This window comes from Bradyrhizobium monzae, from assembly GCF_021458635.1.
Taxonomy (GTDB): Bacteria; Pseudomonadota; Alphaproteobacteria; order Rhizobiales; family Xanthobacteraceae; genus Bradyrhizobium.
In genome coordinates, this window is the sequence record NZ_JAIRDQ010000004.1 from 505482 (window position 1) to 519774 (window position 14293).

Annotated in this window: 12 protein-coding genes; 11 read left to right on the forward strand and 1 reads right to left on the reverse strand. The window is 64.5% G+C overall.

The genetic code is table 11. The features are described 5' to 3' along the window. Positions 1-116: 116 nt before the first annotated feature. From K3F49_RS18710 to trmB, 3 genes are all read left to right on the forward strand, one after another. Positions 117-530, forward strand: a complete 414-nt coding sequence (locus tag K3F49_RS18710) for a helix-turn-helix domain-containing protein (RefSeq protein WP_057746952.1) — start codon at positions 117-119, stop codon at positions 528-530. Positions 531-615: 85 nt separating this feature from the next. Next, the gene (locus K3F49_RS18715) at positions 616-1773 is read left to right on the forward strand and encodes a M20 family metallopeptidase (protein ID WP_234682523.1); all 1158 of its coding nucleotides are present in this window, start codon (positions 616-618) and stop codon (positions 1771-1773) included. Next, complete coding sequence (trmB, locus tag K3F49_RS18720; RefSeq protein ID WP_234682416.1) at positions 1770-2480, forward strand: tRNA (guanosine(46)-N7)-methyltransferase TrmB; 711 nt, start codon at positions 1770-1772, stop codon at positions 2478-2480. Before K3F49_RS18715 ends, trmB begins: the two co-directional genes overlap by 4 nt. Here the strand turns inward: trmB and K3F49_RS18725 are convergent. Then, positions 2477-3559, reverse strand: a complete 1083-nt coding sequence (locus tag K3F49_RS18725; RefSeq protein WP_234682417.1) for a DUF2336 domain-containing protein — start codon at positions 3557-3559, stop codon at positions 2477-2479. The two genes, trmB and K3F49_RS18725, sit on opposite strands and share 4 nt — an antisense overlap. Positions 3560-3926: 367 nt before the next feature. Between K3F49_RS18725 and rimP the strand changes: the two genes are divergently transcribed. The 8 genes from rimP to pnp all read left to right on the forward strand — a co-directional run bounded on the left by rimP (position 3927) and on the right by pnp (position 14258). After that, the gene (gene rimP / locus K3F49_RS18730; RefSeq protein WP_234682418.1) at positions 3927-4682 is read left to right on the forward strand and encodes a ribosome maturation factor RimP; all 756 of its coding nucleotides are present in this window, start codon (positions 3927-3929) and stop codon (positions 4680-4682) included. Between the two features lie 2 nt (positions 4683-4684). Then, positions 4685-6292, forward strand: coding sequence for a transcription termination factor NusA (gene nusA, locus K3F49_RS18735; protein WP_234682419.1), 1608 nt, complete (start codon positions 4685-4687; stop codon positions 6290-6292). A gap of 22 nt (positions 6293-6314) precedes the next feature. After that, positions 6315-6998, forward strand: coding sequence for an RNA-binding protein (locus tag K3F49_RS18740; protein WP_234682420.1), 684 nt, complete (start codon positions 6315-6317; stop codon positions 6996-6998). Between the two features lie 69 nt (positions 6999-7067). Beyond that, the gene (gene infB / locus K3F49_RS18745) at positions 7068-9749 is read left to right on the forward strand and encodes a translation initiation factor IF-2 (RefSeq protein WP_234682421.1); all 2682 of its coding nucleotides are present in this window, start codon (positions 7068-7070) and stop codon (positions 9747-9749) included. A gap of 155 nt (positions 9750-9904) precedes the next feature. Continuing rightward, positions 9905-10336 (forward strand): 30S ribosome-binding factor RbfA, encoded by a 432-nt coding sequence (rbfA, locus tag K3F49_RS18750; protein ID WP_234682422.1) that lies wholly within the window; start codon positions 9905-9907, stop codon positions 10334-10336. Further along, positions 10333-11451, forward strand: a complete 1119-nt coding sequence (gene truB, locus K3F49_RS18755) for a tRNA pseudouridine(55) synthase TruB (RefSeq protein ID WP_234682423.1) — start codon at positions 10333-10335, stop codon at positions 11449-11451. The genes rbfA and truB overlap by 4 nt, the downstream gene beginning before the upstream one ends. 2 nt (positions 11452-11453) lie before the next feature. Next, the gene (rpsO, locus tag K3F49_RS18760; RefSeq protein WP_234682424.1) at positions 11454-11723 is read left to right on the forward strand and encodes a 30S ribosomal protein S15; all 270 of its coding nucleotides are present in this window, start codon (positions 11454-11456) and stop codon (positions 11721-11723) included. 378 nt (positions 11724-12101) lie between these two features. Continuing rightward, on the forward strand, positions 12102-14258 hold the full coding sequence (gene pnp, locus K3F49_RS18765; protein ID WP_234682425.1) for a polyribonucleotide nucleotidyltransferase: 2157 nt from the start codon (positions 12102-12104) through the stop codon (positions 14256-14258). Positions 14259-14293 lie beyond the last annotated feature (35 nt).

Below are 14293 nucleotides of genomic sequence, written 5' to 3' on the forward strand. Positions count from 1 at the left end.
GGTGCATTGCTAAATTTCTCCGCAATGTTTCCCCAATCAGGGTGAAGTTTTGACGTCGCTGTCACCCGAGGCAATAGTTTCATTGCGCCGACGGTGGTGTTTGGAGGGCTGAGGAAATGTCGAAAGCGCCCAACCCTGTTGACAAATATGTCGGCAGTCGCGTGCGCATGCGCCGCATCATGTTGGGCATGAGTCAGGAAAAGCTTGGTGAAGCTTTGGGCCTGACTTTCCAGCAGATTCAGAAGTACGAGAAGGGCACGAACCGCGTTGGAGCAAGCCGAATCCAGCAGATCGCCGAGATTCTGCAGGTGCCGGTGTCGTTCCTGTTCGAGGGTGGACCGAGCGGCGTCGCCGGCCCCGACGGCTTCGCGGAAGGTGCATCGCCCTCTTATGTCTCCGACTTCCTCGCGACCTCCGAAGGGCTCGCGCTGACCAAGGCGTTCACCCGAATCACCGATTCGAAGCTGCGCCGTTCGATCGTCGATCTCGTCGAGCAGATCGCCGCCCGCGAAGGCCCTGACAAGCGCTGACGCGCCAACTCATTCCGATTTGAGACTGCGCCAAATCTGGCTTATGTCGTCATTTGCGGCCGCTCTTCAGCGCGCCTCCGCCGAGATGATGCGATTCGAAGGCACAGATATTTTCATGGCGAACTCCAACTCGTTCGATTCCCAAACTATTCTCGCCGGTATCCGCCGCTGGGTGGAGATCGAGACGCCGACGGAGGTGCCTGACCAGGTCAACAGGCTGGTCTCCGTGGTCGCCGACCATTACCGCGATCTGCCCGTCACGCTCGACCGCGTCGCCGGCGTCGATGGCTGCGGCGATCATCTTGTGGTGCGTTCGACCTGGGGTCAGGACCGCCCCGGTATCCTGGTGCTCAGCCATCTCGATACCGTCCATCCCATGGGCTTCATCGAACGTCTGCCGTTCAAGGTCGAAGGCGACAGCGCGTTCGGTCCCGGCATCTACGACATGAAGGGCGGTGCCTACATCGCCTATCACGCCTTTCGAGAGCTTTGCGCTGCGCCCGAGCGTCCGCCGCTCGGCATCACCCACATGTTCACCTCCGACGAGGAGATCGGCAGCCCGACCTCGCGCGCGCTCATCGAGGCCGAAGGGCGCAAGGCCAGATACGTGCTGGTGACGGAACCGGCGCGCGACGGCGGCAAGATCGTCACCGGGCGCAAGGGCGTCGGGCGCTTCAAGATTTACATCAAGGGCGTGCCCGCACATGCCGGCTCGCGCCCCGAAGACGGCCGCAGCGCCGTGCGCGAGCTCGCAAACGTCATCCAGACGCTCGATGGGATGAACGACCTGAAGCGCGGCGTCACCGTCAATGTCGGCGTGGTGCGCGGCGGCACGCGGCCCAACGTCACGCCAGAGGAGGCCTATGCCGAAGTCGATCTGCGCGTGCCTGGCTTCAACGATGCGGAAGAATTCGTCGGCAAGATCCTCGGACTGACATCGAAGACCGATGGCGTCACCGTCACCGTCACCGGCGAGCTCAATCGCCCTCCCTACGAGAAAGGCAATGCCGGCGCCTCGCTGTACGAGCACGCGAAGACGATTGCCGCGGAGATCGGTTTCGAGCTGATCGACACCCACACCGGCGGCGGCTCGGACGGCAATTTCACCGCGCCCCATACCGGCACGCTCGACGGACTCGGCGTCGACGGCAAGGGCGCACACACCCATTATGAGCAGCTCTACGTCTCCTCGCTCGAGCCGCGCGCGCGGCTGCTCCACCGCCTGTACCAGACGCTGCGATGAGCGAACGCAAATCAGATCCCGATCGCGCGGACGGCGAGCGTGCCTTCTTCGGACGGCGCAAGGGACATAAGCTCAGGCAGCACCAGGCCGAGCTGGTCGATCATCTGCTGCCGCATCTTGCGCTCGACATCACGACCGAGAGGCCGGCGAGCGCCGCTGAGATCTTCGATCCCGCAGCCGAAGACTTGCGGCTCGAGATCGGCTTCGGTGGCGGCGAGCATCTCGCCGCGGAGGCGCAAAACTTCACGACGACGGGCTTCATCGGCTGCGAGCCCTATGTCAACGGCATGGCAAAAATCCTCGCGCAGATCGAGGCGGCCAACATCACCAACATCCGCCTGTTCGCCGGCGATGCCGCCGAACTGCTGGCCTGGCTGCCGGACGCCTCGCTGTCGCGGATCGATCTGATCCATCCCGATCCCTGGCCGAAGCGGCGACACTGGAAGCGGCGCTTCGTTCAGGACCGGACGATCGTCGCCATGGCGCGCGTGCTGAAGCCGGGCGGTGAATTTCGTTTCGTCTGCGATATCGACGATTACTGCGCCTGGACGCTCTCGCATCTTGCGCGCGCGCCGGATTTTCAGTGGCTTGCGGAACGCGCCGATGATTTTCGCCAGCCCTGGGCCGGCTACACCATGACGCGCTATGGACGTAAGGCCGCGCGCGAGGGACGCAAGGCGGCGTACTTGCGGTTTCGCAGGCGTTAGATCGCTCGCCGGTTGCGCCAGAAATTCACGACGCGCTCGGCGGTCGCCGGCATCAGGCGGGTGAAATTGATCCGCGACTGCTCGAGATCGGCATCGGCCGGCATGCGATGCGGCCCGTACCACATCAGGATCAGCGCGCGCACCGTGGGCCAGCCGAGATTCAGGACGCGGCCGAGGATCAGGATCGGATCGTAGCGGTCGCCTGCGATCAGGCGGTCGAGCATCGATAGCCTGACGCCAGCCATCGCCGAGAGCGTGGCGACCGATTCCTCGTATTTCTGCGCCTTGGCAAAACCAAGCAGCGCGCTTTCGCCGAGATGGCCGCCGCGCTGCAGATCAAGCACCGTACGTTGCGCGGCGGAGAAATCGCGCCGCGGGCCGGGCGGCAGCGCGGCGTCCTCGATCGAGGCCATGGCGCGTTTGATCTCGACCTGGCGCGTCGGATTGACCACGCTGGAGAGACGACGGCGAATGACATCGAGCGTGCCGTCCAGGAGTTCTTTAAGATGCTCGCCGGAGATATCGTCGCGCTGGCCGATCTTGAGCGTCAGCACGCCATCCCGGCTCGCGCGCTTGATCAGTTCCGAATAGCCGCCCGCTGAGAAGGACGCACCGGCATTGCCGGCGGCACGACGCACCACGTCGCGATCGCCGCGCTCGACCAGCACGTCGGTGATCTCAGTCGACAGGGTCGGCCGTTCCGTCATCGCCAGCAGATGGCCCTGGCCCTTCAGCCGGGCGATCTCGACGAGTGCGGCTTCATCGAGCACGGGCGAACGGCGCAACACCGGACCCGCCACCAGGATTTCGTTTTCGCGCGCGAGCTGGCCGACCAGATGAGGCGGTGCATTATCCAGCCGCGAGAAGCGCTCGGCGAGATCGACGCGCGAGGCAAGCTCCGCATGCGGGACGAGATCGATCAGGAGATCGTCGAAGAGATCGACGAGCTCGGGACGGAGTTTTGAGGCGTCCTGAAAGAACAGCGCGGCAATGGCGCTCGCGATCTCGCCACGACGCCGGGGATCGCCGCGTTTGACGATATCGTCCAGTCCGGGAATGAGCGACGTGGCAACGGTCATGAAACGCAACTCGAATTTGGCACGCCGTGGGCGCGCCATAGCCTCAAGCCGCCCCACAACCGGGAAATTTAGGCCCGGTTCGTGAAAGAAGCGTTGCTCCCGGGGGCCTGCCGGGCTGCAAAAAGCCCGCATCCGGCTGCGATGGGCCTTGTCCGGAGTGGCGGAAAGGGCTATATCAGCGCCAATTCATCTTCTCATACGATCCGCGTAGTGAGAGTGGGCCCGAAAGGACCCGCTCTTTTTTATTACCTGAACGCGGCTTGGCGGAAGATGCGGCCCGACTGAGCGTCGGGAAAGTTCCGAAGCGGGCTTCGACGTTTTGACCAAGCCTTAACCATCGAGACTATCGAGCGCCTTGACCCCTGATATGACCGAACCGAACACTGGTTCCACCGAGGCCGAGTTGCTGGCCGAGCCGAGGCTCGTGGTCGAGCCGGGCGCGGCGGCGCGGGTGTCTGCGGTCGCGGCTCCCGTGCTCGAGGGCATGGGTTACCGGCTGGTGCGGATCCGCATCTCCGGCGACGCCGGCTGCACCGTGCAGATCATGGCCGAGCGGCCGGACGGCTCGATGCAGCTCGAGGATTGCGAGGCGATCTCGCGAGCCCTGTCGCCCGTGCTCGACGTCGCCGACCCCATCGATCGCGCCTATCGGCTGGAGATCTCATCGCCGGGGATCGACCGTCCGCTGGTGCGCCGCTCCGATTTCGAGCGCTATTCCGGCCATCTGGTGAAGATCGACATGGCGGTCGCCCATGAGGGGCGCAAGCGGTTCCGTGGCACCCTCGGTGCCGTCGAAGGTGATCGCGTGCATCTGCATCGCGACGATGCCAAGGCGGACGCCGATGCCGACGTGCTCCTGACCATGGAAGATATCGGCGAGGCGCGGCTGGTCCTGACCGACGAGCTGATCGCGGAATCCATGCGCCGCGGCAAGGCCGAGGAGCGCCAGATGCGCCGCGATCTCGGCATCGCGCCGCCGCCGGCACCGCACGCGGAGATCAGCGCGAAGACCACCAAGAACACCAAGCCGCAAAAGAAGCCGGCCCCGACCAATACAAAGAAGCATCGCCTTGCTGCCGAACGTGCGCGGCGCGGCGAGATCGAGCCTGACGAAGGAGACTAGCCATGGCAGTCAGCGCCAATCGACTTGAATTGCTCCAGATCGCCGACGCCGTCGCCCGCGAGAAATCGATCGACCGCGGCATCGTCATCGCGGCGATGGAAGATGCCATCGCCAAGGCGGCGCGGGCCCGCTACGGCAGCGAGACTGACGTTCACGCCGAGATCGACCCGAAGAAGGGCGAGCTGCGGCTGTCGCGCCACATGCTGGTCGTCGACAAGGTCGAAAACCACTCCAACCAGATTTCGCTGGTCGACGCGCAGCGCGCCAATCCCGGCGCCCAGGTTGGCGACACCATCGCCGACACCCTGCCGCCGCTGGAATACGGCCGCATCGCCGCGCAATCGGCCAAGCAGGTGATCGTGCAGAAGGTGCGCGAGGCCGAGCGCGACCGGCAATATCAGGAATTCAAGGACCGCATCGGCGACATCGTCAACGGCGTCGTCAAGCGCGTCGAATATGGCAGCGTGATCGTCGATCTCGGCCGCGGTGAAGCCATCATCCGCCGCGACGAGATGCTGCCGCGCGAAGTGTTCCGCAACGGCGACCGCGTCCGCGCCTACATCTTCGACGTCCGCCGCGAGACCCGCGGTCCGCAGATCTTCCTGTCCCGCACCCATCCGCAGTTCATGGCGAAGCTGTTCGCCCAGGAAGTGCCTGAGATCTATGACGGCATCGTCGAGATCAAGGCGGTCGCCCGCGATCCGGGCTCGCGCGCGAAGATCGGCGTGATTTCCCGCGATTCCTCGGTCGATCCGGTCGGCGCCTGCGTCGGTATGCGCGGCTCGCGCGTGCAGGCCGTCGTGAACGAACTGCAGGGCGAGAAGATCGACATCATTCCCTGGTCGCCCGACATTGCAACCTTCGTGGTCAACGCGCTGGCGCCGGCTGAAGTCTCCAAGGTCGTCATCGACGAAGACCGCGAGCGCATCGAGGTCGTGGTGCCCGACACCAATAACCAGCTTTCGCTGGCGATCGGCCGGCGCGGCCAGAACGTCCGTCTCGCCTCGCAGCTCACCGGCTGGGACATCGACATCCTGACCGAGCAGGAGGAATCGGAGCGCCGCCAGGCCGACTTCGAGAACTCCACCCGCGTCTTCATGGAATCGCTCAATGTCGACGAGGTGGTCGGCCAGCTGCTCGCGTCCGAGGGCTTCACCTCGGTCGAGGAACTCGCGATGGTGGACCTCAAGGAGCTCGCCGGGATCGAGGGTTTCGACGAAGAGACAGCGCAGGAGCTCCAGAACCGCGCCCGCGAATATCTCGATCAGCAGGAAGCCGAGATCGAGGCCCGCCGCAAGGAACTCGGCGTCGAGGACGCCGTGAAGGACGTGCCCGGCGTGACCTCGAAGATGCTGGTGAAGTTCGGCGAGAACGACATCAAGTCGGTCGAGGATCTCGCCGGCTGCGCCACCGACGATCTGGTCGGCTGGACCGAGCGCAAGGAAGGCGGCGAGCAGACCAAATTCGCCGGTGCGCTCGACGGCCTCGGCGTCTCCCGCGACGATGCGGAAGCCATGATCATGCAGGCCCGCGTCAAGGCCGGCTGGATCACCGAGGCTGACCTCGCCAAGCCCGAAGAGGCTGAAGCGACCGAAGATCAGCCGGCTTAAGGGCAAGGAGAATGTCGCCCGGATGCTCACCGATACTGACCCCGAACTTGACCATGGGCCGCGGACCGAAAGGTCCGCCACCATGCGCATGTGCGCGGTCAGTCGCGAGATCCGGCCGATCGACGAGCTGATCCGCTTCGTCGTATCGCCGCAAGGCGACATAGTTCCCGATCTCAAGCGCAAGCTGCCCGGCCGGGGCATGTGGGTCACGGCATCGCGACAGGTGGTTGCGGAAGCCGTTCGTCGTCACCAATTTACCAAGGCCTTCAAGCGCGACTTGCGCATTCCCCAGACGCTTCCCACCGACATCGATGCGCTCCTGGTTCGGAGCGTGACCGAAGCCCTTGGGATTGCCGCCAAGGCGGGCCAGATCGTTGCCGGCTTCGGCAAGGTCGAAAGCGCCCTGCGGGGAGGCACGGTCGAGGTCCTGATCCATGCCAGCGACGGGGCCGCGGACGGAATCCGCAAATTGGACACGCTGGCGCGTCAAAATGACGGAAATCGCGGCTCCCAGCCGCCGATTCCCGTCGTCACGGCCCTGAAATCGATAGAATTGGATTTGGCACTTACCCGGTCAAATGTGATACATGCTGCCCTGCTCGCGGGCCCGGCGAGCAAGTCATTCCTGTCACGTAGCCAGATGCTGGTCCGATACCGGATGGCGGACGCTGACAAGACTGCCGAAAAGCCCGGCCAGGATTTCTGAAGATAACGACGACCCAATAAGACGGTGCGGCAACGCACAACACTGACAAATCAGGATTAGGACTGCTGAATGGTTGATACCAAGACCCCTGACGACAAGAAGCTGAGCGTTCCGAGCAAGACGCTATCGCTCAAGCCGCGCGTCGAAACGGGCACTGTGCGCCAGAGCTTCAGCCATGGCCGCAGCAAGCAGGTCGTGGTCGAGAAGCGCGGCAAGCGCCGTATCGACGGCAGCCCTGAGCCGCAGGCGCCCACGGTGGTTGCGAAGCCGGCGCCCGCTGCACCTGCGCCCGCCCCGTCACGCCCGGCGCCGCCGCGCAACGCCGGCTCCGGCGTCGTGCTGCGGACGCTGACCGAGGACGAACGTTCCGCTCGCGCCAGCGCGCTCGCCGACGCCAAAGTGCGCGAAGTCGAGGAACGCCGCCAGGCCGAGGAAGAGGCCCAGCGCCGCACCGTTCGCGAGGCCGCCGAACGCGCCGAGCGCGAAGCTGCCGAATCCCGCCGCAAGGCCGAAGAAGAGCGTCACCGTCACGAGGACGAGGCCAAGCGCAAGGCCGAGACCGAAGCCAAGAAGCGTTTTGGTGAAGGCGAGCAGGCGGCATCGGCCGCGCGTCCCGCGGCAGCCGCCCCGGCGACCGGCGCTCCGCGTCCCGCGCCGACCACGACGCGACCGGGAGCGACGACGACCGCTCGCGCGGCAACGACCGCGCCGCGGCCGGGTGTCCCGGCGGCTCGTGCCCCCGGTGTCGCGGCCGGACCGGACGAGGACGACGGTCCGCGCCAGATCCGTCGCGGTCCCGGCGGCGCGGCGCGCCCTGTGGTGGCGCCCAAGCCGACCCACAAGCCTGGCCCGCAGAAGGAGCGCGGCCGACTGACCGTCGTCACCGCGCTCAATGCCGACGAAGTGCGCGAGCGCTCGATCGCCTCGTTCCGCCGCCGCACCCAGCGCCTGAAGGGCCACGTCTCGAACGAGCCGAAGGAGAAGCTGATCCGCGAGGTGGTCATTCCTGAAGCGATCACCATCCAGGAACTCGCCAACCGCATGGCCGAGCGCGCGGTCGATGTCATCCGCATGCTGATGAAGCAGGGCGCGATGCACAAGATCACCGACGTGATCGATGCCGACACCGCGCAGCTGATCGCCGAAGAGCTCGGCCACACCGTCAAGCGCGTTGCCGCGTCCGACGTTGAAGAAGGCCTGTTCGACGCCATCGACGATTCCACCGACACCGAGACGCGCTCGCCTGTGGTGACCGTGATGGGTCACGTCGACCACGGCAAGACCTCGCTGCTCGACGCCCTCCGCCATGCCAACGTGGTGTCCGGCGAAGCCGGCGGCATCACCCAGCATATCGGTGCCTATCAGGTGCTGTCGCCCGAGAGCGGCAAGAAGATCACCTTCATCGACACGCCCGGCCACGCCGCGTTCACCGCGATGCGCGCCCGCGGCGCCAAGGTCACCGATATCGTCGTGCTGGTGGTGGCGGCCGATGACGGCGTCATGCCGCAGACGGTTGAAGCCATCAACCACGCCAAGGCGGCGCGGGTGCCGATCATCGTTGCGATCAACAAGATCGACAAGCCCGACGCCAAGCCCGAGCGCGTCCGCACCGAGCTGCTCCAGCACGAAGTGCAGGTGGAATCCTTCGGCGGCGACGTCGTCGACGTCGAAGTCTCCGCCAAGAACAAGACCAATCTCGACAAGCTGCTCGAGATGATCGCGCTGCAGGCCGACATCCTCGACCTGAAGACCAATTCGGAGCGTCCGGCCGAAGGTACCGTGATCGAAGCCAAGCTCGATCGCGGCCGTGGTCCGGTCGCGACCGTGCTGGTCCAGCGCGGCACGCTCCGTGTCGGCGACATCATCGTCGCCGGCGCCGAGATGGGTCGCGTCCGCGCGCTGATCTCGGACCAGGGCGAGACGGTGCAGGAAGCAGGCCCCTCGGTGCCGGTCGAGGTGCTCGGCTTCAACGGACCGCCGGAGGCCGGCGATCGCCTCGCCGTCGTCGAGAACGAAGCCCGCGCCCGCCAGGTCACGAGCTACCGCGCGCATCAGAAGCGCGAGAACGCGGCAGCCTCGATCTCCGGCATGCGCGGTTCGCTCGAGCAGATGATGTCGCAGCTGAAGACGGCGGGCCGCAAGGAATTCCCGCTGATCATCAAGGCCGACGTGCAGGGCTCGCTGGAAGCGATCCTCGGCTCGCTGGAGAAGCTCGGCACCGACGAAGTCGCCGCCCGCATCCTGCATGCAGGCGTCGGCGGCATCTCTGAGTCCGACGTCACGCTCGCGGAAGGCTTCAACGCTGCGATCATCGGCTTCTCGGTTCGTGCGAACAAGGAAGCTGCCGCGGCCGCCAAGCGCAACGGCATCGAGATCCGCTACTACAACATCATCTACGACCTCGTGGACGACGTGAAGAAGGCGATGAGCGGTCTGCTCGCGCCGACCTTGCGCGAAACCATGCTGGGCAATGCTTCGATCCTGGAGATCTTCAACATCTCCAAGGTCGGCAAGGTTGCCGGCTGCCGCGTCACCGACGGCACCGTGGAACGCGGCGCCAATGTGCGCCTGATCCGCGACAACGTCGTCGTGCACGAAGGCAAGCTGTCGACGCTGAAGCGCTTCAAGGACGAAGTGAAGGAAGTCCAGTCCGGTCAGGAATGCGGCATGGCCTTCGAGAACTATCACGACATGCGTGCCGGTGACGTGATCGAGTGTTATCGCGTAGAGACGATCCAGCGCTCCCTGTAAGTCCAAATCTTATCGAAGCGCCTGGATCTTTTTGAGCTGAAATTGCGGGAGTGCGATGGCCGGATTTTTCCGGCCATCCGCGCCACATTCGTTTCAACAGGACAAATGACAATGCTCGTGTCCCAAACGCGGGCACGACAAGGTGATTTTCGACTATGCCCCGCCATCATCAGAAAAAAAGTTCCGCGCCCGGTGGCTCGCAGCGTCAGCTGCGCGTCGGCGAGCAGGTTCGCCACGCGATAGCCGAGATTCTGGCGCAAGGCAGCGTGCATGATGCGCACCTCGAAGGTCACATCATCACCGTGCCGGAGGTGCGGATGTCGCCCGACCTGAAGCTCGCCACAATCTACGTGATGCCGCTTGGTGGCCGTGACACCGAGCTCGTCATCGCTGCGCTCGATCGCAACAAGAAATTCCTGCGCGGCGAAGTCGCGCGGCGCGTTAACCTGAAATTTGCACCTGACCTTCGCTTCCGCGTCGACGAGCGATTCGACGAAGCGGAACGGATCGAGAAGCTTTTGCGAACACCTGCGGTGCAGAAGGACCTGGAACAGAATCCGGACTCGGATCGGGAAGAAGAACAATGATGATGGACCCGGCTCACGGCACGATCGGCAGCGAAGAAGCCGACACGCGCGACATGCAGCAAAATAATTTTGCAGATGTCGGCGGCAATGCTCAGCCGCATCAGGAGGCGCGTCGCGTCAACAACGATCCGCGCGCGGGCAAGCAGAAGGGCAATCAGCCGCGCCGCGACCGGCGTGACGTGCACGGCTGGGTCGTGCTCGACAAGCCGATCGGGATGACCTCGACGCAGGCCGTCGCCGTGCTCAAGCGTCTGTTCAATGCCAAGCGCGCGGGCCACGCCGGCACGCTCGACCCGCTCGCCTCGGGCGGTCTTCCGATTGCGCTCGGCGAAGCCACCAAGACGGTTCCCTTCGTCATGGACGGCCGCAAGCGCTACCGCTTCACCGTGTGCTGGGGCCAGGAGCGCGACACCGACGATATCGAGGGCCAGGTCACCGCGACCTCGGACCAGCGTCCGACCCGAGAGGCCATCGAAGCCCTGCTGCCGCGGTTTACCGGTGTGATCGAGCAGGTTCCGCCGCGCTATTCGGCGATCAAGGTCCAGGGCGAGCGGGCCTATGACCTTGCGCGCGACGGCGAGGTCGTGGAACTGGCGCCCCGCCCGGTCGAAATTCACCATTTAACTCTTGTGGATCAACCGGATAACGATCGGGCCGTGTTCGAGGCCGAGTGCGGCAAGGGCACCTATGTCCGCGCGCTCGCCCGCGATATGGGCCGGATTTTGGGTACTTTTGGCCATATCTGCGCGCTTCGGCGGACCCTGGTCGGCCCGTTTGGCGAAAACGACATGATTCCGCTGGATCAGCTGGAGGCTTTATGCGATAGAGCCGCGTCCGGCGAGAGAAGCCTCGCCGACGCGCTGATGCCCGTTGAGACCGCGCTGGACGACATCCCGGCACTGGCCGTCACTCGGGCTGATGCGGCAAGGCTCCATCGGGGCCAAGCCGTTTTGTTGCGCGGACGGGATGCGCCCACAAGTAGCGGCACAGTCTATGTCACGGTAGCAGGCCGTCTTTTGGCGCTTGCTGAAGTTGGCAATGGCGAAATCATCCCCAAGCGTGTGTTCAACCTGACCGGCTTGACTGCCTCAACCGGTCGCAACGAGAGAAATTGACGATGTCGATTGCCGCAGAACGCAAAGCGGAAGTCATCAAGACGAATGCCAACAAGGTCGGCGACACCGGCTCGCCGGAAGTTCAGGTCGCGATCTTGTCGGAACGCATCACCAACCTGACCGCCCATTTCAAGACCCACGTGAAGGACAACCATTCGCGTCGTGGCCTCTTGAAGCTGGTCTCGACCCGCCGTTCGCTCCTCGACTACCTCAAGAAGAGGGACGAGGCGCGCTACAAGGCGCTGCTCGAGAAGCACAACATTCGTCGTTAAGAGTTCTTGCGCGCGCCACCGGCGCGCGTTTTTGCGCGTGATTTCGAGCGAAAGCGCTTGGTTTAAGGTTTTTGTTCGAGGCTCAGGCGTACGTTCGGTGCGGGCCAGTGATGCTACGCATCGGGGGCATGATGAGCGAAGACCGCGGTTCGGTGTTCGCGCGCGTGCCGACTGACAGTCCAGCAGCAATCCGGCGGCTGGGCGCAACGGGCAAGGCGCCCGTATGACCCGAAAGGATGGACGCCATCCGACATCCAAAGACCATGGCAGGATCGCAGGACGCTGATCACCCGCTCCGATCAGCGTCCTGCAATCTTGACATGGTTTTTGTTTTTCGAGCCGTCCCTTCTTTCGAGAAACCATGAAAGAAGAACCTCTATGTTCAATAAGCATACAGTCGAGATCGACTGGGGCGGACGCCCTCTCAAGCTCGAAACCGGCAAGATCGCACGCCAGGCCGACGGCGCCGTCCTCGCCACCTATGGCGAGACCGTGGTGCTCGCTACCGTCGTCGCGGCGAAGTCGCCGCGTGAAGGCGTCGACTTCCTGCCGCTGACCGTCGACTACCAGGAAAAGACCTACGCAGCTGGCCGCATTCCCGGCGGCTATTTCAAGCGCGAGGGCCGTCCGACCGAGAAGGAGACGCTGGTCTCCCGCCTGATCGACCGTCCGATCCGTCCGCTATTCGTCGACGGCTGGCGCAACGAGACCCAGGTGATCGCCACCGTGCTGTCGCACGACATGGAGAACGATCCCGACATCGTCGCGCTGGTGGCCTCCTCGGCCGCACTGACCCTGTCCGGCGCGCCGTTCAAGGGCCCGATCGGCGCAGCCCGCGTCGGCTTCGCCAATGACGAGTTCATCCTCAACCCGACGCTCGACGAGATGGTCGACACCCAGCTCGACCTGGTCGTCGCCGGCACCGCCGACGCCGTGCTGATGGTGGAATCGGAAGCCAAGGAACTGAACGAAGACATCATGCTCGGCGCGGTGATGTTCGGTCACCGCCACTTCCAGCCGGTCATCAACGCGATCATCGAGCTCGCCGAGAAGGCCGCCAAGGAGCCGCGCGAAGTCACCGTCATCGACAATTCCGCGCTCGAGAAGGAAATGCTCGGCATCGTCGAGCAGGAGCTGCGCTCCGCCTACGCCATTCCGGTCAAGCAGGATCGCTACGCCGCGGTCGGCAAGGTCAAGGAAAAGGTGATCGCCCACTACTTCCCCGAAGGGCAGGAGCCGAAATACGACAAGCTGCGCATCGGCGCCGTGTTCAAGGAGCTCGAGGCGAAGATCGTTCGCTGGAATATCCTCGACACCGGCAAGCGCATCGACGGCCGTGACTCCAAGACCGTGCGCAACATCATCGCCGAAGTCGGCGTGCTGCCCCGCGCTCACGGCTCGGCGCTGTTCACCCGCGGCGAGACCCAGGGCCTGGTCGTGACCACGCTCGGCACCGGCGAGGACGAGCAGTACATCGACGCGCTGTCGGGAACGTACAAGGAGACGTTCCTGCTGCACTACAACTTCCCTCCCTACTCGGTCGGTGAGACCGGTCGCCTCGGCGGCACCAAGCGCCGCGAGATCGGCCACGGCAAGCTTGCCTGGCGCGCGATCCACCCGGTGCTGCCGCCGCATCACGAGTTCCCGTACACGATCCGCGTGGTCTCCGAGATCACCGAGTCCAATGGCTCCTCGTCGATGGCTTCGGTGTGCGGCGCCTCACTCGCTCTGATGGATGCCGGCGTGCCGTTGAAGCGGCCGACCGCGGGCATCGCGATGGGCCTGATCCTCGAAGACAAGCGCTTCGCGGTTCTCTCGGACATCCTCGGTGACGAAGACCATCTCGGCGACATGGACTTCAAGGTCGCCGGCACGGAGCAGGGCATCACCTCGCTCCAGATGGACATCAAGATCGAGGGCATCACCGAAGAGATCATGAAGGTCGCGCTCGGCCAGGCCAAGGATGGGCGTATCCACATCCTCGGCGAGATGGCGAAGGCGCTCACCAACGCCCGCGCCGAGCTCGGCGAATACGCGCCGCGCATCGAGACCTTCAAGATCGCCACCGACAAGATCCGCGAAGTGATCGGCACCGGCGGCAAGGTGATCCGCGAGATCGTCGAGAAGACCGGCGCCAAGGTCAACATCGAGGACGACGGCACCGTGAAGGTCGCCTCCAGCGACGGCGAGGCGATGAAGGCCGCGATCAAGTGGATCAAGTCGATCGCATCCGATCCGGAAGTCGGCCAGATCTATGACGGCACCGTCGTCAAGGTGATGGAGTTCGGCGCCTTCGTGAACTTCTTCGGCTCCAAGGACGGTCTCGTCCACATCAGCCAGCTCGCCTCGGCGCGCGTGCAGAAGACCTCCGACGTCGTCAAGGAAGGCGACAAGGTCAAGGTCAAGCTGCTCGGCTTCGACGATCGCGGCAAGACCCGCCTCTCGATGAAGGTCGTCGACCAGACCACCGGCGAAGACCTCGAAGGCAAGGGCGGCGACGGCGAGAAAGCCCCGCGCGAAGCGGCCGGCGAGTAATCGCTTTAGCCACGTCAGAAACACGAAGGGCGGCC